Here is a 21240-nt window from a genome sequence, read left to right as displayed (position 1 = left end):
TTAAAATATACCTTAAACAACTGAATATGAACAAATTAAAAGTTTTTGCAGTGCTTTTTTTGGTCGGTGCCTTTGCCTATGCAGGTGGTTACCGAGTAAGTTTGCAGAGTAACAAGCAGTTAGCCATGGGTCACACCGGCGTTGCTGTAGTCAATAGTGCAGATATTCTGTTCTTTAATCCAGCTGGATTAGTACATCTAGAGAATAGGCTTAATGTAAGTGTTGGTGGTTTTGGAGTTTTTAGTGACGTGCAGTACCAAAATGAAGATTTTGGAACAAGTGCAGAGACCGATAGTCCTACTGGAACACCATTATACGCATATATAAGTTATTCTATCACGGACAACTTTGCCGCTGGTCTAGGTATCTATACACCTTATGGTAGTAATGTGACCTGGCCTACAGATTGGGAAGGATCTCACCTGGTGAATGAAATTGAATTACAAGCAATCTTTGTACAACCTACCTTGTCTTATCAATTATTTGATAGTGTAAGTATAGGTGGTGGTGCAATTATCGCGATAGGTGGAGTTGAGTTCAATAGAAACGCAAACCGTACCCTAACTGATGAAGAAGGAGACCGATCAAATGTCGCTATTGAGGACAGCGGTGTAATGGGTTATGGATGGACAGCTGGTATTATGTTCACGCCTACAGATAATTTCTCTATTGGAGCAAATTATCGTTCACTTATCGATATTGAGAGTGAAGATGGTGAAGCTACTTTCTCAAACTTCCCTAACTCTCCATTGACTCCTAGTAACGGTGTTCAAGGTTTTGAAGCTACATTACCGTTACCAGCAGAACTTACTGTAGGTCTATCTTACAAATGGGACAAGTTCTTATTTGCTTTTGATTATAACCGTGCCTTCTGGAGTGAATATGAAAACCTAGATATCACATTTGCTGATGGTAGCCAGTCGTTGAATCCTAGAAACTATAAAGATGCTTCAACTTATAGATTTGGTTTACAATACACAGCAACTGACGCATTGACTTTGCGTGGTGGATATTACTTTGACGAGTCGCCAGTACAGTCAGGTTTCTTTGCGCCAGAAACTCCACGTAATGATTCCAGCGGATACACCTTTGGATTATCATACAATATCTCACCTAGTTTTGCTATTGATGCCTCGTTCCTGTATTTGAGATTTAAGGAAATTAATGAGTCATACGACTTTTATCAAGAAAATGGACAGAATGTACCATTTGAAGGTACCTACAAATCTAGAGCACTTGCTCCAGGTATCGGTATAACTTATAGAATGTAAAAAAAAGAAAAGATGAAAAATACATTTAAATATTTAGCTCTGTTTGCTGCTGCCGCTACTATGGTGAGCTGTGCAAATGAGTTTGACGATTCAGTTGAAGATGGTGACCAGTATGAAGCTGGTGAGGCAGACTTCAGTAAGTATGTAGCTGTAGGTAATTCTCTTACCGCAGGATTTGCTGATGCTGCACTTTATCTAGAAGGACAAGAAGATTCTTACCCAGCCATCATGGCGCAACAATTTACCCTTGTAGGTGGTGGTGAGTTTTTCCAGCCTCTTGTGGCAGATAATCTAGGCGGTGTTCTAGCCGGTGGCGTACAGATATTACCTAACAGGTTAGTGTTAGCAGCAACTCCAGACCTAGGTCCAGCGGTGCTTGCAGGAACTCCTACGACAGACATTACAAATAGAGTGACTGGTGACTTGAACAACTTTGGTGTTCCAGGTGCAAAAAGTTTCCATCTAGGTGCTCCTGGATATGGGAATCTTGCTGGAGTAGCAACCGGTACTGCAAATCCTTATTATGTGCGTTTTGCTTCAAGTGACAACGCTACAGTAATAGGTGATGCTGTTGCAGCAGACCCTACATTCTTCACTCTATGGATTGGTAACAACGACATCTTGAGTTTTGCTACTTCAGGTGGTGATGGTAACGACCGTAATAGTGACGATGACGATGACGATGATGACACAGGTGTAGATCTTGACCCAAGAACTTACGGATCAAATGATATTACCAACGTCAATGTTTTTGCAAGTGTTTACTCAGGTTATGTTGATGCACTTACTGCAAATGGCGCTAAAGGTGCCTTGATCAACATTCCAGATGTTACATCAATCCCATTCTTTACTACAGTACCTTTCAATGCCATACCACTAGATGGTCAGACTGCTGCTGGTGTAAATATGGCCTATGCTCAATATAACGGTGGATTGCTTGCTGCTGAGGCTGCTGGATTCATAGATTCAGACGAGCGTGAAGCTAGAACCATCAACTTTGTAGCTGGTCAAAATGGACCAGTACTTGATGATGAGGACTTGACAGACCTATCTGCTCTAGGATTGCCTAATTTAAGACAAGCTGATGAGGATGATCTAATCGTCTTTACTGCAGCAACGGTACTAGGTACTCTAGCAGACCCTAACAATCCTAATTCTGTACGCGGCGTTGGTGTACCATTAGAAGATGGAAATGTACTAACTCGTGTTGAGCAAGATCGTATTGAAGATGCTCAAGAAGCTTATAATAATGTAATTGCAGGCATTGCTGCTCAAAAAGGATTAGCTCTTGTTGATGCTCGTTCTTTCCTTGCACAAGTTGCTGATGGTGGCGTCGCCTTTGATGGTGGTGTATTGACCAGCACGTATGCCACAGGTGGTGCATTTTCTCTAGATGCTGTTCACCCAACACCTAGAGGTTATGCCTTCACGGCAAACGCAATACTAGAAGCTATCAACGCACAGTACGGCTCTACTGTACCGCCAGTAAACATTGGACAATACAAAGGTGTACAGCCTAGTAACAACGTCCAGTAAACTTTTTGCTTTCAAAAATGACAATCCGCTAGAGAATCATTCTCTAGCGGATTTTCTATTTTTATAAAAACCCTTCTTATGAACTTTTTGATCAAACTTCTGGTAACTGCTGTCTTGGTTCTAGTGCTTTCTTATATTATGCCTGGTGTTGAGACGACAGGCCTTTTCAGTGCTGTACTTGTTGCATTAGCCTTATCCATACTTAATTTCATTGTAAAACCTATACTGGTGATACTGACTTTGCCTATTACTGTAATTACGCTGGGAATCTTTCTGTTATTCATCAATGCCTTTATAATCATGATGGCAGACTGGCTTGTTGGCGGTTTTGATGTAGCAAACGTTTGGTATGCACTCATCTTTGCACTACTGCTTGCCATCGCAAGATCTATCCTGTTCAAGATGTTAGACAAGGAAGAAGACTAGCTAGATTGCATGACTTTGCTAGCTGTAAAATAAGCACTAATTTTGCAGCCCGATTTAAACAGGTTAAAAGTCTATAAATGAATATAAAGCGCACTGACACAGACGCACTTAACGCGACCATCACTCTTGACATCGCACAGGCAGATTATAAGGAGCAAGTAGATAAGATACTTACAGATTACCGCAAGACAGCTTCCATTCCAGGTTTTAGAAAAGGACACGTTCCCGCTAGCCTTATCAATAAAAAGTATCGTACAGCTATTTTAGTGGACGAGATCAATAAATTGATCCAGAAGGAGCTCAATGACTACATTACCAAGGAAGATTTGAACCTTTTAGGTAATCCGTTACCTGTAGAGCAAGAAGACATTGATTGGGAAAGTGATGATTTTACCTTCAATTTTGAAATTGGTCTTGCGCCAGATTTTGATGTTGATGTAAAAGGTAAAAAAGCTATCACGCACTATGAGATCAAGACTGATGATGAGACCATTAACAAGCAGATTGATCGCATAAGAGAGCAGTACGGCAAGCTGGTAAGCAAGGACGTTGTTGAGAAAAATGATGAGGTGACAGGAGTCTTTAGAAATGATGATGAAGAAATCAACGCAGACGCTACTTTTAAAGTAGATAAAATCAAAGGCAAGACAAATTCTAAAAAGTTCATCGGCGCTAAAAAAGGCGATAAGCTTGAGCTCAAGACCAAAGGTCTTTTTGAAGAAGATCGCGATCTAGCAGCTTTCTTGAAAATAGATGCTGATAAAGCAGATGGTTTGAACGTACCAGTGACTTTTGAAATTACAGAGGTAAACTCACGCGAGAAAGCAGAGTTGAACCAAGAGTTCTTTGATAAACTATTCGGCCCTGATGTAATCAAGTCTGAAGATGAACTGCGTGAGCGTTTAAGAGAAGATGCAGGAAAGCAATTTGCACAACAAACAGATCAAAAATTGTTGACTGACGTTACTGAAGGTCTTATTGCAAATACAAAATTTGACCTACCGGCAGACTTTCTTAAAAAATGGATTGCCAACAACGGTGAGAATGAGTTGACCGCAGAGCAAGCTGCTGAAGAGTACGAGAAGTCAGAAAAGGGCTTGAGATATCAATTGATAGAATCAAACATCCTTAAGGCTAATGAAGACCTACAACTCAAGTTTGAAGAGCTCAAGGAATACGCGAGCCAACAAATACGCGAGCAGATGAAACAGTACGGTCATACAGACGCGACTGATGAAGAAGTGGATCAGGTTGTGGCACGTATCATGCAAAATCAAGAAGAAGTTAAACGCATGAGTGAGCAGTTGCAAAACGAGAAAATGCTCAAGTTCTTCAAAGAGAACGCAAAGCTCAAGAAGAAAGAAGTAACCTATGAGCAATTCATCAAGGAAGCTTATGACGCATAAGCCGTCTTATTAATGATTATCTTTAAGGCGTTAACTTTTATCAAGTAGTTAACGCCTTTTTTCTTCAACAACAAGTATCATTACAGTTATGGATATAGCCAAAGAATTTAAGAGTTACGCCACTAAGGATCAAGGCGTCAACCCAATGTACTACGATAAGATCATGGGCAATATGTACCCAACAAATCTTACTCCTAATATTATTGAAGAGCGTCAAATGAATGTGCTCGCGATGGACGTTTTTTCCCGACTTATGATGGATCGCATCATATTTATGGGAACTGGCGTGAACGATCAGGTGGCAAACATCATTCAGGCACAACTACTGTTCCTAGAAAGTGCAGATGCTAATAAGGACATACAGATCTACATCAACTCACCAGGTGGTAGCGTTTATGCAGGTCTAGGAATCTATGACACCATGCAGTTCATCAAGCCAGATGTGGCAACCATTTGTACTGGTATGGCAGCAAGTATGGGCGCCGTGTTACTTTGTGCAGGCCAGAAGGGCAAGCGCAGCGCACTACCGCACAGCCGTGTGATGATTCACCAGGTTTCAGGTGGCGCACAAGGTAAAGCTTCAGATATTGAGATTGCTGTAAAAGAGGCGATTAAGCTCAAAGAAGAGCTTTACACTATCATTGCAAAACATTCAGGTAAGACCTATGAGCAGATCAATGAGGATAGTGATCGCGATTTCTGGATGCGTGCAGATGAGGCGCTAGAGTACGGTATGATTGATGAAGTACTAACGCGAGAGAATAATAACTAGATTTTTGATGGTTCCGCTTTCGCGAAAGCGTAATCCCAACAATCCACATAGCAACGACAGGCCATGAAAAGGCTAGAGGTGTGTTGCAAAACTCAACCCAATGAGTAAAGAACAATTAGAATGTAGTTTTTGTGGTCGCAATAAGGCAGAAACCAATTTGCTGATCGCTGGACTAGACGCGCATATTTGTGACCGCTGTATCGAGCAGGCACACGGTATTGTGCTGGAAGACGGCAAGGAAGAAGAGCAAGGCGTTTCTAAAGCAGACTTGACGCTCAAGAAACCCAAAGCCATTAAGGATTTTCTAGACCAGTACATCATAGGTCAAGAGTTTACTAAGAAAGTAATGTCTGTTGCGGTGTACAATCACTATAAACGATTGTTGCAGCCATCCAGCGACGATGATATTGAGATCCAGAAGTCCAACATCATGATGGTAGGACAAACGGGTACCGGTAAAACACTTATTGCCAAAACCGTCGCGCGCATGCTTAATGTGCCATTGGCTATTGTTGATGCCACCGTGTTGACTGAGGCCGGATATGTAGGAGAAGATGTAGAAAGTATATTGACAAGATTGTTGCAGGCAGCAGATTACAATCTAGAGAAGGCACAAACAGGAATCGTCTTTATTGACGAGATCGATAAGATCGCCCGCAAGAGTGACAATCCATCCATCACACGCGATGTTTCTGGTGAAGGTGTACAACAAGGATTACTCAAACTGTTAGAAGGAACTGTTGTGAACGTGCCGCCTAAAGGTGGTCGCAAGCATCCAGACCAGAAGTTTATAGAGGTAAATACAGAGAATATCCTGTTCATTGCTGGTGGTGCCTTTGATGGCATCGAGAAAGTAATACGCAAGCGATTAAATATGCAGGCCGTTGGATTTAGCGCTAGTATGTCAAACGACATGGTAGTAGAAAAAGACAATCTATTACAGTATGTGATTCCTAAGGATATCAAGGACTTCGGGATGATTCCAGAAATCATCGGACGTCTTCCTGTATTGACTTATATGAATCCGCTGGATGCAGGAACCTTGAGAGCCATACTTACTGAGCCTAAAAATGCCATCATCAAGCAATATGAGAAGCTATTCTCAATGGATGATATCTCGTTCACGATAACAGATGGTGCGCTGGAATACATCGTACAAAAAGCGATCGAGTACAAGCTAGGAGCGCGTGGATTGCGATCGTTATGTGAGGCAATACTTACTGATGCCATGTTTGAATTACCGGGTAGCGGCGAGAACGAGCTAAGAGTTACAAAAATCTATGCAGAATCAAAGCTAGATAAAAGCGGTATCCAAAAGTTGAAAGCTGTGTCGTAATTTATTATGATTAAAATATTTTCAAAAAAGCTTTTCAATCGAGAGACTTTTTTTATGCCTTGCGCAGCATAATTTCAAAGGTGGTTCCGTGATTGATTTTACTGTCTCTAACGCGCATTTTACCGTTGTGATAATCACTAATAATGCGCTGCGCTAGTGATAAACCTAGACCCCAACCACGTTTTTTAGTAGTGAAGCCTGGTGTGAAAACCTGCTTTCTTAGTCGCTTGGGTATTCCTTTTCCAGTGTCGCTAACGGTTATAAAAACCTTTGATTCATTAGAGGTTAAAGCGACCTTTATGGAGCCTTTTCCTTTCATGGCATCTATGCCGTTTTTGATCAGGTTTTCTATAACCCATGCATACAGCTGACTGTTTAGATCTACAATAATATTCTCTTCAGGCAGGTTTATTTCAAATTTTATCAGTTTTGAAGATCGAGACATGATGTATTGCGTGGCGTCTCGAGTTTCTTGAACTATATCAACCGCAGATAATTTGGGTACTGATCCTATTTTAGAAAACCTATCTGTGATCATTTGTAAGCGACTTATGTCCTTATCCATTTCATCTACATAAGTGGGATCAATATCGCTTTCTCTCAGGATGGCCGTCCAGCCTACTAGCGATGATAGCGGTGTACCAATTTGATGGGCACTTTCCTTGGCCATTCCAGCCCACAGTTTGTTTTGTTCGGCAGCTTTTGTGGATCTGTAAAAAAACAAGATCACCGCACCAAACAGAAACATGATCAACAATAACGCTAGAGGATAGTATTTGATCTTTTTTACTACCTCGCTATTGCCATAATAGGTTGTGGTAAAAGGTTTGCCGTTAAACATGGTGACTATGGGTTCGTTTACCTGCTTATAATCTTCTATGAGTTCACGCAGTTTTAAGCTATCGTTGAGTGTTTTTTCGGGAAGGTTACGAGCGCTTAGTTCGCCTTTATAATTTTCTTGGATTAATGGAACACCAGTCGTATTTCCAGAAACAATAATACCTAGTTCACCTAGATCTGCGTCAATAGGCTGATTGGCCAGATCCTTTATAGCAACAGCATATTCCTGAATGTTTTTACGTTCAGACTCCTTGAGTTTTTGAAAAAAGATATAGGTGTTCCAAAGGATGAAGCTTGTCACTACCACAGAGAATACGATGACCATCCATCTTATGACATTGCGATTGGGTGTGAAGTTCATGCAGGTACTTAGAATTTAAATAAAAATACAACTTATCACACAACGCGTTTAGGTTTCAAAAGTTGCTCAAGCCTAGTTCATTCCCGTTGCAAGAGCAATTGAATAATCATACCTTTGTAATCTTGCTTAAACCTATGGAAATAAAGGCACAAGACGTTGAATCATCGCAGTTGTATGGCATACTTGCTGGCGCTGTGCAGCCGCGTCCCATCGCTTTTGCAAGTACAGTAGATAAGGATGGCAAGGTAAATTTATCGCCATATTCGTTTTATAATGTGTTGAGTGTAAATCCGCCAGTACTGGTGTTTAGTCCGTTGCGCCGCATGCGCGATAACACGACCAAAGACACGCTGGAAAACGCACGTGAGACTGGTGAGATCGTCATTAATGTGGTCAACTATGATCTGGTACAGCAAATGTCACTTGCTAGTACCGAGTATGATACCGGCGTCAATGAATTTATTAAATCGGGTCTCACAGCACGTGACAGTGTGAGCGTGAAACCACCACGAGTGGCAGAAAGTCCTGTGCAATTTGAGTGCAACGTGATCGAGATCAAGGAAATGGGTCAACAAGGTGGCGCTGGAAACCTCATTTTCTGTGAGGTGCAGCATGTGCATGTTGATGATGAGATTCTCGATGAGAATAACGATATTGACCCTTTTAAAATCGATACCGTGGCGCGCATGGGTGGCAACTGGTATTGCCGTTCAAAAGACGCTATGTTTGAAGTAGCAAAACCACTGCGTGATAAAGGAGTAGGCGTGGACGCACTGCCAGATCACGCAAGAGATAGCGAGATCTTGTCTGGTAATGATCTGGGCAAACTAGGAAATGTAAAGGAAGTACCAGAGGTTGATGAGGTGCAAGCTTTCGCGAAAGCTAACAACACATACAATCTCAAACAAATAGACAAACACAAAATGGCGAAAACATTGATCGCAAACGGTCACATGCTGGACGCCTGGAAAATTTTATTACAATAATTATGGAAGTTCAAGGAAAGATCAAATTAGTAGGAGAAACAAAGTCTTACGGCTCAAACGGTTTTCAAAAACGTGAGCTCGTTGTAACCACTGAAGAGCAGTATCCACAGCACCTCATGATTGAATTTGTGCAGGATAAAACAGGTTTGCTAGATGCCTTTAACGTAGGCGATACGGTAAAAGTAGGTATCAATCTGCGCGGTCGTGAGTGGCAAAGTCCACAAGGTGAAACCAAATATTTTAATTCGATCGCTGGATGGCGTATTGAAAAAGTAGGTGCTGGTGCACCAGCGGCTGAGGTACCACCGTTTGATGAGTACGACCCGATAAGTAATAGTAAGGATGAGGATCACGACGATCTACCGTTCTAAAAGACCAATAGGTTTACAAATATCGAAAATCAACCTTGGAATGTTCTAGGGTTGATTTTTGTTTTAAACGGTAGATTCTAATTATTACACATGCAATTATTAACTCAAGAACTCAGTTTTCCAGATCCACATACCGCAGATGCTCATGGCCTGCTAGCGATAGGTGGTGACCTGAGTGTAGAGCGATTGTTGCTGGCTTATAACAATGGTATTTTCCCATGGTACGATGACAATGATCCCATTTGTTGGTGGAGCCCAGATCCACGTATGGTGTTTGATCTGCGTAAGGATCAACCTATGAAAGTTTCAAAGTCGCTCAGGCAAAGTGGGCGCAACCGCAACTATCGCATTACCATGAATCAGTCCTTTATTCGTGTAATGACTTGTTGCATGAATGTTTCCAGGAACGGCGACTTGGGTACATGGATCAACGATGACTTGATCGCGGCATATACTCAATTGCACGAGCTGGGACATGCTGCTAGTGTCGAGGTCTGGCTCGATAAGGAACTAGTTGGTGGTTTGTACGGTGTAGATTTGAAAGAGCAAGGAGTCTTTTGTGGCGAGAGTATGTTTGCTAAGGCTACTGATGCCAGTAAACTCGCCTTGTGGCACCTCGTCAAAACATTGAAACAAAAAGATTACCAACTCATCGATGCACAACTTTACAACGATCACTTGCACAGTCTAGGCGCTGTCACCATGGATCGCGAGGTGTTTTTATCCTTCTTATAGCGTATGATACAGCGATAGATTGAGAAATAGAGATCGCCTATTTATTGCCGTATAATCTTCCCATCTGTACTGTGAGGTCAATTGCACTTTTAATTTTTTCCCCAATTGTCTTCCTATTCCTAGACTTAATCGCTGGTCGTAAGCTGGTCGCTCTTTATTTTCGGCAATAAAAAGTGCCTCGGCACTAGCAGTCGCATAGAACTCAGACACATTAGTTTCTCGACCGTTTAGCGGCATGGATCCTGATAATCTGTATCTCCAGCGATGAGTCAAATCCTCGTCACGCCATCGCTGATCCCATCGCAATCTATGGGCTAGTTTCAAGTTATTGTATTTGCGAGCGTGGACGTATTGTTCTGTGGTGCGCAGCTCGTCTCGTACGCTGGACTCTAGACCTTGCCTATACATGATTCCAGCACCTATCTCGCTATAAAAACCTATTTCACGGCTGGCGAACTGTGCGATTTGGATGTGCAGTGCACTAGTCTGATCATAAACTACATTGCGTTGCTGTAGGACCGTATTAAACTTCCACGCTGGTACATCGCGGTAGGAAAGAACGATCGCAGGCTGGGCGATTACCTGATCCACAATTTGTGCATGTGCAACTCCGGACAGGATAAGAACCGCGAGTATGAGCAATTTAGAACAACAAGAAATCATATCTGCGTCTTTTGATATCTCGTTGACTCAATAATTTACCTCGGCTTGAAAACAGTAACTCTTTTCTATAAACTGCCTTGTTATTCTTGAATGCTACTATAAGTTCCAGGTTATCAAATTGTTTTGAGCTAATTTTTTGCTTGAGTTGCCGTACGTCGCTAGAAGGCAGATACTGTAACTGCATTTTTTCTAGTCGCCACTTGCGAGCCATCGTGTCCAATTGTGAGTTTATGGATCGCCACAATTTCTTGTCTATAGATCGGCGTGTAGATTTTATTTCCACATCTTCTAGTTGCCAGTTGCGATCAAATTCTGCACTGTATTTCTTTCGGTTCACTTTGAATTTTGCCTCGTATGATTTTTTGCTGCCATCTTGCTCTTCATAGAGCTTGGTTCTGGACGGTGTAGCGCCTAGTTCAACAATGAGAATGCGAGCTGCATCGTCCATTTGTTCTAATGCTATTCTGGATTCTTGCTCGACCTTTTGGTTTGTGGTAGAGGATTTTTGGGAATACGCTTTCGCGAAAGCTAACACCACCACAACCACCATCGATAATCTATAATTCATCATACCTATAACATGTTACCACGTGATCATTGACCATACCTACTGCCTGCATGAAAGCATAAACCGTCGTGCTACCTATGAATTTGAACCCTAGCTTTTTTAAGTCCTTGGCGAGTTGATTAGAAATTGAGCTTGTTGCTGGCACTTCACTCAAGTCATTCCAGTTATTTTTAATGGGTTTGCCATTTACGTACTTCCATAAAAACTTGGAGAAGCTACCATACTCCTTTTGAACTTCTATAAATACTTGTGCGTTGTTTATGATCGAGTTGACTTTCAATTTATTCCTTATTATGCCAGCATTATTGAGCAACTCAACCTTCTTATCATCGTTGTATCTCGCAATTTTATGATAGTCAAATTGGTCAAGTGCATCGTGATAATTATTGCGCTTTTTGAGAATAGTGATCCAGCTCAAACCTGCTTGCATGGTTTCTAAAATAAGAAACTCAAACAAGGCGCGATCCTCATGAATAGGTACGCCCCATTCCTGATCATGATACTGCTCATAAAGTGGGTCGCCAAGACACCACGCACATTTAGATGGATGTGTTGTTTTCATTGTGATGTCAAGGTACATTTAATTACCTTCCTTGAAAATTATCGATGATGAAAAAAGCAATCTTTTTACTGGCTATTATATTACTTACGGCGTGTTCCAGTTATCAAAACATCAATAAAGATGAAGTGTCCCAGCAAATCGACAATTGGCATGCTGCGGCATCGTCCGCAGATTTTGATGCATATTTTAATTTAATGACTAGCGATGCAGTTTTCATAGGCACCGACGCCAGTGAGAACTGGCAACTAGAAGAATTTAAAGCTTTTTCAAAACCATATTTTGACAAGGGAAAAGCCTGGTCTTTTACATCCCTAGAACGTAATATCTATGAACGATCAGGCGTGATATATTTTGATGAATTGCTGGATACGCAAATGGGAATTTGTCGAGGTAGTGGTGTTATGTATCAACAGGATGGTGTCTATAAAATTGCTCATTATGTGTTGTCACCTACGGTTCCCAACGATAACATGAATGAAGTCACTCAATTGAAGGCCTCTTGGGATACCACTTTTAAATCTACACTTAAAAGGTGATTTGTATCTAGTAAATATCAAATACATCGACCAGTGACCCAAGTGTCCAATGAACCACAATAGCTGTAAATAGGGCGTTTTAGCCTTAAAACAAGCCTGCGTAATGGAGACTTAAACGATTTAACGCGATTGAATGGGTGCGTTTAATCGTTTAAACAAACGGTTGACCCAACTTATCTACCTGCGATAGAATAGCATGATTTTGAGGTGGTTGGTATCGCTAAATTTGCCCTTCAAGTCAGGAAGTCACTGTATGAAAATTTTTACTATTGTTTGTTTATTAATGCTACCATTGTTTGGCGTCGCTCAAATTGGAACTGATGCTCCATGGATGACAGATATAACACCTGCCAAAAATGCAAACGGGATCACATACGATCAGGTAAAGAGCGCTGGTGAGGCGTACTGGGCTTCTCATGATAAAGATGCAAAAGGTAGCGGTTATAAACCATTCATGAGATGGCTAGAACGTGCTAAGCCCTTTCTCAATGCCGATGGTACACTCCAAACGGTATCTCAACTTCAGGAAATTATTGAGTCCTCAAACATTGCAAAGTCTAGTAATGACGATTCACAATGGAATCCTGTAGGACCATTTGATTACAAACACACATCATCATGGTCACCAGGACAAGGTCGTACTAATACCATTGCCGTGGACCCTAACAATCCAGATATCTACTACCTAGGAACGCCAGCTGGCGGCATGTGGAAATCAACTAATGCTGGTATTGACTGGACACCACGAACTGATTTTTTATCTCAAATAGGTGTTAGCGCCATTGCCGTTGACAAAAATAACAGTGATATTATATATATAGGAACAGGTGATGACGATGCTGGCGATACGGCTAGTATAGGCTTGCTTAAATCTACTGATGGTGGTGAGACGTTTAATGAGACAGGTCTTTCTTTTACTGGATACGATGCTAGAATAAGCGAGGTATATATTGATCCAACCAATTCTAGAAAAATATTGATCGCAAGTAGTCGTGGGTTTTATGTTTCTAATAATGCAGGAACAACAGTAACCAAAACCTTCAATGGCAACATCAAGGATGTGAAGCTCAACCCTTCAAATCCAGATATGATCTACTTAGCTACTAACAGCGCCTTTTATAGATCCATGGACGGTGGTTCAACCTTTACCCAGATTACAAGCGGTTTACCAGCTACAGGAATCTCAAGAATCGTCATAGGTGTAACGGCAGCAGATGCTAACAGGGTTTACTTGCTCGCAATCACTAATAATGGTTCTCTAGCAGGTCTTTACAAGTCTAGAAATGCTGGATCTACTTTTTCTAGAACTGATGACGGTACTGATATCCTAGAAAGCACTCAAGGCTGGTATGATCTAGCTCTTGAGGTATCGCAAACTGATGAAGATGTAGTATACACAGGTTGTTTAAATGTCTGGAAATCATCTAATGGTGGTCGATCATTTGATAGAATCAATACCTGGAATAATCCAGCCTCATCAACTTACACGCATGCTGATATTCACCAAATACGTGAATTTGATGGTGAGCTTTACGTTATGTCTGATGGCGGTATCTACCGCAGCACTAACAATGGTAGATCATTTACTGATCTTACAGCAGGATTGCAAATAGGTCAATTCTATCGTGTTGCAGTTGGGTCTGACAGTAGCTCTAACATGGCCGGTGGCCTACAGGATAATGGTGGTTACACCAGTAGTAATGGGACCTGGAAAAACTACCATGGTGCAGATGGTATGGAAGCTGGTGTGAGCCCACTAGATTCAAACGTTAGATATGGTTTCAGTCAATTTGGTGGTGGTTTGTATGTTACTTCAAATTCTGGTGAGACATATAGTGCTATAGCTGGCCCTGAACAAGGTAATTGGATTACGCCGCTTAAAACTAATTCCAAAGGTGATATCTATGCAGGTTACAAGAGTCTATATAAAGTAGAGCAAGGGCAGTTTGTAGCTCAGTCAAATGCTTTCGCAGAGAACCTGTCTGTAATTGAGATTAATCCAATTAACGATGATATCATCTACGTCGCTTATGATCGTCAATTATTCCGTAGTGTGGATGCTGGTGTGAACTTCACCTGGTTGGTAGAAATGCCAGGCCCAATAACTGCGATTGAAGTGAACAACAATAATGATAATACAGTTTATGTTTCAACAGCCTATTCAATAGGTCAGGTGATGCGCAGCGATGATATGGGTATGACATTTACTGACATCACTTCTAACCTGCCGCAAATAGGTAAAAACACGATAGCTCACCATATCAATAGTGCAGATGATGCCTTGTTCCTAGGAACTACTATAGGCGTGTACAAGTATGATAGCGTTGCAGGAACGTGGAGCAAATTTGCCAACAACCTGCCTAATGTGAGTGTTACAGATCTTGAGATCAATCCAGTAGATCAAATATTGACAGCCGCTACCTATGGTCGTGGTATCTGGCAAACGGCTGTAACTCCAGTTAGTCCTCAAATGGACTTGAGCTTGCAGTCAGTAGAAAGTACGACTGGTAAAATTGACTGCACGGATTTAGGGTTGAGACTTCAAGTGTCTAATAATGGTCTTCAGGACATTGATAATTTCACGATTACACGTACGATAGGAAACGACATCATCGCTCAAAACTTTGATATGTCAATAGTTGCTGGACAACAGCAAGAGATTATACTGTCCGAATTAAATCTGCCACCAGGTAGCTATATGGTAAGGGTTGAAGTCTCTACAGATGGTGACGCATTTCTAGGAAACAACTTTAAAGAGCGTCAGTTTATACAAAATCAAGGCAGCCGCATAGGCGACACTTATGAGTTTGAACAGCGTTCTCTGGTAAGCGTCAACTCAAGAGGCAATGAATCATTATGGGAACGTGGCGTTCCTAATGGATCCATTCTCAAGGATGCAGAAAGTGGGCGTCAAGTTTATGGTACCAACTTAAACGGTAACTATCCAGATCTTACTAAATCATTTCTATATACAGGTTGTTACAACTTCTCAAATGCTAGTAATCTCGTACTAGAATTTGATATGGCGTATGACCTTGAGGAGAATTGGGACGTGATGTATGTAGAATATTCTATTGATCATGGTGCTAACTGGTCATTGTTAGGCGATGCTAGTAGTGAGACCTGGTATAATTCAGATCGTGGCCCGGATGGTAGCAACTGTTTCAATTGTCCAGGTGGACAGTGGACTGGAACTGATAGTGAGATGAAGCCCTATGCCACCTCATTGAGAAATCTTGCTGGACAACAGGATGTTGTTTTTAGGTTTGTATTTGAGTCTGATCAATCGGTAAATAATGAAGGTGTAATTCTTGATAACCTCAAAGTGACAGGAACACTTAACAATGCAAGCGAGACGAGCGTCGATTTTGCAATTTTTCCTAATCCTAGTAGTGGTATTTTCAACATCAATTGGAAATCAGATGCTGATTACAGCATCACAGTACATGACTTGACGGGTAAAATGGTGTTGCAACAAGATGCAGGCGCTAATAAAAACAGTACAGTCAACCTTGAGGACATGGCGACTGGTATGTATTTTATGACCATAACATCTGGTGGCAACAGTGCAACACGCAAACTCATCAAGCGATAGTAAAACAAAGTATTACTCATGCTGGCACATATGATGCCGCGCAGGAGAGCTGCTCTACAGTGATCAAAGCCTTTCGTTAAGAGAGGCTTTTTTATATACATCCTGTATCTTTAGTGCACGATAAAATACTCTTATGAAAAATCTTGTCACGTGTTTATTGATTGTTATGGGTTACGCTTTCGCGAAAGCGCAATCCCAACAAACCTATGTAACTGAAAATTATACTAAGCAAGTCCACATGATTCCCATGCGCGATGGTGTCAAACTTTACACGGTGGTCTATGCGCCTAAGGATACTTCACAACAATATCCAATGATGTTGCAGCGCACTTGTTACAGCGTCGCACCCTATGGAGACGATGAATACAAGACATCCTTAGGACCCAATAAGTATATGATGGAAGATGGCTACATATTTGTTTATCAAGACGTGCGTGGTAGATGGATGAGTGAAGGTGATTTTGATAACATGCGACCACACATTCCAGGCAACAATGTCAAGAATAAAAAAGATATAGACGAGAGCTCAGACACATATGACACGATTGAGTGGCTGCTCAAAAACGTAAAAGGAACTAACGGTAAGGTAGGTCAATGGGGTATTTCCTATCCAGGTTTTTACACGGCTGCCGCATTGCCTGAGGCTCATCCAGCGCTAGTCGCGTCATCTCCACAGGCACCTATTGGTGATTTTTTCTTCGATGATTTTCATCACAATGGTGCCACGTTGCAAAGTTATTTGATGGCATATCCAGTTTTTGGTCACCAGACAGAACCTACTACCACAAGCTGGTATGCAGATAAATGGGATGCCATGAGAGCTGCCGGTAACTTGAAAGACTCGTATCAATTCAACTTAGGTTTAGGAAGTCTCAAAACAGTAACCGAAGAAATTTTTCCAGACAACTTTTTCTGGAAAGACGTTGCCACACATCCTAATTATGACGAATTCTGGCAGAAGCGTGCCATTGTCAACCATCTAACTGATGTCGATCATGCTGTGATGACCGTAGGCGGCTGGTTTGATGCAGAGGATTTGTATGGGCCACTAACGATCTATAAGAATGTAGAGCGTTACAACCCAAAAAATAAAAACAACACCATCGTCATGGGACCGTGGAGCCATGGTAATTGGGCACGCGAGCGCGGCGCTCAAATGGTAAACCATATTTATTACGGCGACAGCATGTCAACCTTTTATCAAAAGCAGATTGAGACACCGTTCTTTGAGCACCACTTAAAGGGTAAAAAGAATCCAAAGTTACCAGAAGCCTACATGTTTGACACAGGTCTCAAGCAATGGGAGCAATTTGAGAAATGGCCGCCTGAGCAAGACGAGATCGTGTTTGGGTTTAAAGAAAATGGTGAGCTCACCATCAATGAAGAAGTAGAAGAAGATGCCATGTTTTCTTATGTCAGTGATCCTATGAAACCAGTACCATTTCGCAGTGAGGTGACGCCAGTGACTTTTACACCACGAGCTTATATGACAGACGATCAACGTCATGCCTCACGTCGACCTGATGTACTTACTTTTACTACAGATATTCTAGAGGACGACCAGCGATTATCCGGCGAGATTCAAGCAAATCTTGAAGTCATATTAAAGGATATTGATGACGCAGATTTCATTGTCAAAGTCATTGATGTCTATCCGAATGATATGAAAAACGATCCACAAACACCAGAGCATATCACGCTTGCTGGTTATCAACAACTAGTACGCGCAGAAACATTTAGAGGACGTTTTAGAAATAGTTTTGTGACTCCAGAGCCATTTGAAAAAGGCAAGAAGACTCAAGTAAATTTTGCGTTGCAAGATGTGTTGCACACTTTTAAGAAAGGTCATCGCATCATGATACAAATACACAGCACCTGGTTTCCATACATTGATCGCAATCCACAGAAGTATGTGGACAACATTTTCGAGGCAAATGATGATGACTTTACCGCAGGAACAATCACCATTACTGGAAATAGTATGGTAAAAGTGGGCGATAATAATATGATCGAGCTACCGGCGAGGTCACCAAAACAATAGGCTCATGCATTCATCATTTTTTAAAAGTATTTCGGTTTTTGTATTGATTCTAGTAGCCGCGTGCGCCTCCCAATCTCAAGTGGGTAGTGATGTATTTACTAATCAGCAGCAGGAACTGATTATGCAGGCACCGTCAACAACGCCCATGCGTGTCTTTAAAATTACCAACGAGTCTGATTCCTTGCTTCTACGCCAGCAGAGTAGTTATGTAAAACCAGATCCTAATGATAAGGTGCTGGTTCAGCTTATCGATAGAATGTATGCCACCGTGCGTGATAGTATGTCGCTAGGAGCTGGCATTGCCGCACCACAAGTAGGTATTTTGAAAAACGTGGTTTGGGTACAGCGATTTGATAAAGAAGGTTATCCTTTTGAGGTGTTTATTAATCCTGTAATCACCAATTATTCTGATGAGAAACAAGATTGTCGTGAAGGTTGCCTCTCCATACCTAATCGGACAGATACCTTAACCATGAGAGCAAAAACGGTTCTAGTGAAATATGATAATCTGGAACAAACAAATATCGTAGAAAGCATCACAGATTTTACTGCGGTCGTTGTGCAGCACGAGGTAGATCATTTGCGAGGCATACTATATCTAGATCATCTTAAGGATGAGCAGAAAAAAGGCTTACACTTCTAATTAACAAAATAGAAAGTATTTTAGTGTATTTCATCGATTTTATGATGTCGATTAGCTGTTTATTGGGAGTTTATTAAGATATTTATATCTCAATTGTCCCCTTATGAAAGTTATCGTTAAGAATATCAATGCTACTTACACCCTAGTGAAAGGTGTCGTTCAATTAGTAAACCGTACGTTTTTCGCTTTTTAGAGAAGCGTTAGTGCAGTATAGAATCAATTAATTTTCTAGTATAAGTTGAAGTAGGCTTTGCAAACAGTGCATCGGCCTCTTGAATTTCCTCAATTTTACCTTTATTCATGACGATCACTCGATCGCAGAAATATTTTATTACCGCTAGATCGTGCGAGATAAACAAATAGGAAAAGTCATATAATTCCTTCAACTCGTTGAGCAGATTAAGTACTTGTGCTTGTACTGATATATCTAGCGCGCTCACAGACTCATCACAAACAATAATTTTAGGTTGCAGAGCTACAGTGCGGGCGATGCCTATACGTTGACGTTGACCACCACTAAATTCATGTGGGTATCGATCATAATGTGATGCCTCTAGACCTACTTGTTCTAGGAGCTTTTCCACCATCTTTTTACGCTCTTTATGGTTGCTTCCTATCCCATGAATCTGCATGGGTTCTATGATTGCTTCACCTATTTTTATTCTAGGATTGAGTGACGCAAATGGATCCTGAAAAATGATCTGGATATCCTTACGATAGGCACGCCAGTCTTTTTGGGATAGTTGTGATAGATCAGTACCGTGATACCTAATACTACCACTGGTGGCATCACGCAAGCCAGTGATCATGTTACCTAAAGTACTCTTTCCACAACCGCTCTCGCCCACAACACCTAGACTTTCCTGTGGATACAGCTCAAAACTCACATGGTCGACCGCTCTAAACATGTATCGTTTACCAAAAACCGAGTTTCTATTGCCTAGATAGTCCTTTACTACATTTTCCACTGTTAGGACGGGCGCCTTATCATACATGATTGACAATCGCTCATGACGTTTTGATACATCTTCATAAACAGATTTTACAGTATCATTTAAAAAGTCAGTAATGGTAGGCAGTCGTTTCACGCGCTGCTCGGGATCAGGTCTTGAGTTGATCAAAGCTTTTGTGTAGTCGTGTTGTGCATTTTCAAAAATATTTGTGGCTGTCTCGGATTCTACAATCCTACCTTGATACATCACCAGAATACGATCTGCAAAGGATTTTACCACACCTAGATCGTGCGATATAAAAATCATGCTCATACCATAATCTGCCTGCAATTCCTTGAGTAGCATCAAGATTTCTTGCTGCACAGTCACATCAAGCGCCGTCGTTGGCTCATCTGCAATTAGGATTTTAGGTTTACAGGCAATTGCCATCGCGATCATCACACGTTGCATCTGGCCACCACTTATCTCATGTGGATATTTTTTATAGGTGACTTCAGGTTCTGGCAATTTTACTTTTTCAAAAAGCTCAAGAACTTCAGTCTTGCGTTGTAGTGTGTTAAGTGAAGTGTGGATTTTCAGTATCTCAGCCACCTGTTGTCCACAAGTTATAGTAGGATTCAGGCTGCTCATAGGTTCTTGAAAGATCATTGAGATGACGCTTCCGCGAAAGCGAGACCAATCACGCTCCTTAAAATCTCTAATATCATTCTGTTGTACCTCTAGTTTCCTGCAGTCTATTTGAGTAATTTTCTCTGGTAACAAGCCCATGAGCACCTTGCTGGTAACAGATTTACCGCTGCCAGACTCACCAACGATGGCTAGTATCTCGTTAGGATGAAGATCGAACGACACATCATGAAGTACTTGAATGCTACCATGGTTCGTTGAAAAACTTAGGTTCAAGCCTTGAACTTCAACTATGGGATTATTTGATGACAATATCGCTGTCTTTAAGCAGTGGCTCGTTCCTCATACGCAACAGCACTTGGGCGACTGCAATTACATCTTTCTCGCAGTAGGTCGCGATGCGGGAAATGTCATTCTCTTTATAGAATACATCTCGTACCTGCGAGCCATCTATATCATCTTTGGGCGATGGTACGCCCAACACTCTCGTGAGTAATTTGATACTGGTAAAATGTTTGTAGTCGCCAAATTTCCACAGCTCCATCGTATCAAGGTGCGGTATTTCCCATGGCTTTTTACCAAACAAATTGAGCTTTACCGGTAATGGCAATCCATGAATGACCAATCGTCTCGCTATGTAAGGAAAGTCGAATTCCTTGCCATTATGGGCGCACAACAAATGATCGCGTCTAGAGAAATGCTCCTCAAGAAGTGCGGAGAAATCCATCAAGATGTCTCGTTCTTCACCAGTGAAACTGCGCACCCTAAAACTGCTGTTACTTGTCTTCTCACTAAAGTAACCTACAGAGATACATATGATTTTGCCAAACTCTGCCCAGATGCCAGCACGATCATAAAATTCCTCAGGAGTTTTATCGTCTCTTCGCTGGTATTGTGTTTTTTGAGCAAATAGCTCTTGATCAATTTTATCTAGATCCTTAAAATCTTCTTGCTGAGGTACCGTCTCGATATCGAGAAATAGAATGTTGTGTATGGATAACCGTTGCAACAT

Annotated in this window: 19 protein-coding genes; 13 read left to right on the top strand and 6 right to left on the bottom strand. The window is 41.5% G+C overall.

Annotated elements, in window-relative coordinates; genetic code table 11:
* Positions 1 to 26 precede the first annotated feature (26 nt).
* From EJ995_RS01605 to clpX, 6 genes are all read left to right on the top strand, one after another.
* The gene (locus tag EJ995_RS01605; RefSeq protein ID WP_126444964.1) at positions 27 to 1271 is read left to right on the top strand and encodes an OmpP1/FadL family transporter; all 1245 of its coding nucleotides are present in this window, start codon (positions 27 to 29) and stop codon (positions 1269 to 1271) included.
* Between the two features lie 12 nt (positions 1272 to 1283).
* Positions 1284 to 2807 carry an SGNH/GDSL hydrolase family protein gene (locus EJ995_RS01600; RefSeq protein WP_126444962.1) on the top strand — a complete coding sequence of 508 codons (1524 nt, stop codon included), beginning with the start codon at positions 1284 to 1286 and terminating at the stop codon, positions 2805 to 2807.
* A 78-nt stretch (positions 2808 to 2885) separates the two neighbouring features.
* Positions 2886 to 3233 carry a phage holin family protein gene (locus EJ995_RS01595; protein ID WP_126444960.1) on the top strand — a complete coding sequence of 116 codons (348 nt, stop codon included), beginning with the start codon at positions 2886 to 2888 and terminating at the stop codon, positions 3231 to 3233.
* A 77-nt stretch (positions 3234 to 3310) separates the two neighbouring features.
* Positions 3311 to 4639 (top strand): trigger factor, encoded by a 1329-nt coding sequence (tig, locus tag EJ995_RS01590; RefSeq protein ID WP_126444958.1) that lies wholly within the window; start codon positions 3311 to 3313, stop codon positions 4637 to 4639.
* An 88-nt stretch (positions 4640 to 4727) separates the two neighbouring features.
* Positions 4728 to 5411 carry an ATP-dependent Clp endopeptidase proteolytic subunit ClpP gene (gene clpP / locus EJ995_RS01585; RefSeq protein WP_126444956.1) on the top strand — a complete coding sequence of 228 codons (684 nt, stop codon included), beginning with the start codon at positions 4728 to 4730 and terminating at the stop codon, positions 5409 to 5411.
* Positions 5412 to 5511: 100 nt separating this feature from the next.
* Entirely contained in the window at positions 5512 to 6747 is a 1236-nt protein-coding gene (gene clpX, locus EJ995_RS01580; RefSeq protein WP_126444955.1) for an ATP-dependent Clp protease ATP-binding subunit ClpX, read from the top strand.
* Positions 6748 to 6799: 52 nt separating this feature from the next.
* Here the strand turns inward: clpX and EJ995_RS01575 are convergent, their stop codons facing one another.
* Complete coding sequence (locus EJ995_RS01575; RefSeq protein ID WP_126444953.1) at positions 6800 to 7948, bottom strand: sensor histidine kinase; 1149 nt, start codon at positions 7946 to 7948, stop codon at positions 6800 to 6802.
* A 134-nt stretch (positions 7949 to 8082) separates the two neighbouring features.
* Between EJ995_RS01575 and EJ995_RS01570 the strand changes: the two genes are divergently transcribed.
* The 3 genes from EJ995_RS01570 (at position 8083) to aat (ending at position 10040) form a co-directional block, all read left to right on the top strand.
* Positions 8083 to 8934: a flavin reductase family protein gene (locus tag EJ995_RS01570; RefSeq protein ID WP_126444951.1), complete on the top strand. Its 852-nt coding sequence runs from the start codon at positions 8083 to 8085 to the stop codon at positions 8932 to 8934.
* Positions 8935 to 8936: 2 nt separating this feature from the next.
* Entirely contained in the window at positions 8937 to 9305 is a 369-nt protein-coding gene (locus EJ995_RS01565) for a DUF3127 domain-containing protein (protein ID WP_126444950.1), read from the top strand.
* Positions 9306 to 9395: 90 nt separating this feature from the next.
* Positions 9396 to 10040, top strand: coding sequence for a leucyl/phenylalanyl-tRNA--protein transferase (gene aat / locus EJ995_RS01560; protein WP_126444948.1), 645 nt, complete (start codon positions 9396 to 9398; stop codon positions 10038 to 10040).
* Here the strand turns inward: aat and EJ995_RS01555 are convergent.
* Genes EJ995_RS01555 through EJ995_RS01545 form a run of 3 tightly spaced genes read right to left on the bottom strand, consistent with a single transcriptional unit; the run spans position 10035 to position 11833 of the window.
* Positions 10035 to 10703 (bottom strand): DUF2490 domain-containing protein, encoded by a 669-nt coding sequence (locus EJ995_RS01555; protein WP_126444946.1) that lies wholly within the window; start codon positions 10701 to 10703, stop codon positions 10035 to 10037. The two genes, aat and EJ995_RS01555, sit on opposite strands and share 6 nt — an antisense overlap.
* Complete coding sequence (locus EJ995_RS01550; protein ID WP_126444944.1) at positions 10684 to 11274, bottom strand: hypothetical protein; 591 nt, start codon at positions 11272 to 11274, stop codon at positions 10684 to 10686. Before EJ995_RS01550 ends, EJ995_RS01555 begins: the two co-directional genes overlap by 20 nt.
* Complete coding sequence (locus EJ995_RS01545; RefSeq protein ID WP_126444942.1) at positions 11261 to 11833, bottom strand: DNA-3-methyladenine glycosylase I; 573 nt, start codon at positions 11831 to 11833, stop codon at positions 11261 to 11263. The genes EJ995_RS01550 and EJ995_RS01545 overlap by 14 nt, the downstream gene beginning before the upstream one ends.
* Before the next feature lie 47 nt (positions 11834 to 11880).
* Here EJ995_RS01545 and EJ995_RS01540 point away from each other — a divergent pair, with 47 nt between their 5' ends.
* From EJ995_RS01540 to def, 4 genes are all read left to right on the top strand, one after another.
* Positions 11881 to 12369: a nuclear transport factor 2 family protein gene (locus tag EJ995_RS01540; RefSeq protein ID WP_126444940.1), complete on the top strand. Its 489-nt coding sequence runs from the start codon at positions 11881 to 11883 to the stop codon at positions 12367 to 12369.
* A 253-nt stretch (positions 12370 to 12622) separates the two neighbouring features.
* Positions 12623 to 15964 (top strand): T9SS type A sorting domain-containing protein, encoded by a 3342-nt coding sequence (locus EJ995_RS01535; RefSeq protein WP_126444938.1) that lies wholly within the window; start codon positions 12623 to 12625, stop codon positions 15962 to 15964.
* 133 nt (positions 15965 to 16097) lie between these two features.
* Positions 16098 to 18005, top strand: a complete 1908-nt coding sequence (locus tag EJ995_RS01530; protein ID WP_126444936.1) for a CocE/NonD family hydrolase — start codon at positions 16098 to 16100, stop codon at positions 18003 to 18005.
* Positions 18006 to 18009: 4 nt separating this feature from the next.
* A complete protein-coding gene (gene def / locus EJ995_RS01525) occupies positions 18010 to 18648 on the top strand; it encodes a peptide deformylase (protein WP_126444934.1) in 639 nt (212 codons plus the stop codon).
* Positions 18649 to 18848: 200 nt separating this feature from the next.
* On the opposite strand, the gene EJ995_RS01520 is transcribed toward def, so the two are convergent.
* A complete protein-coding gene (locus EJ995_RS01520) occupies positions 18849 to 20540 on the bottom strand; it encodes an ABC transporter ATP-binding protein (protein WP_126444932.1) in 1692 nt (563 codons plus the stop codon).
* The gene (locus tag EJ995_RS01515; RefSeq protein WP_126444930.1) at positions 20527 to 21240 is read right to left on the bottom strand and encodes a 3'-5' exonuclease; all 714 of its coding nucleotides are present in this window, start codon (positions 21238 to 21240) and stop codon (positions 20527 to 20529) included. Before EJ995_RS01515 ends, EJ995_RS01520 begins: the two co-directional genes overlap by 14 nt.

Source organism: Nonlabens ponticola (genome assembly GCF_003966335.1).
GTDB lineage: Bacteria > Bacteroidota > Bacteroidia > Flavobacteriales > Flavobacteriaceae > Nonlabens > Nonlabens ponticola.
The sequence above is the reverse complement of the archived record's forward strand: the minus strand, read 5'-3'. Positions and strand labels throughout refer to the sequence as shown.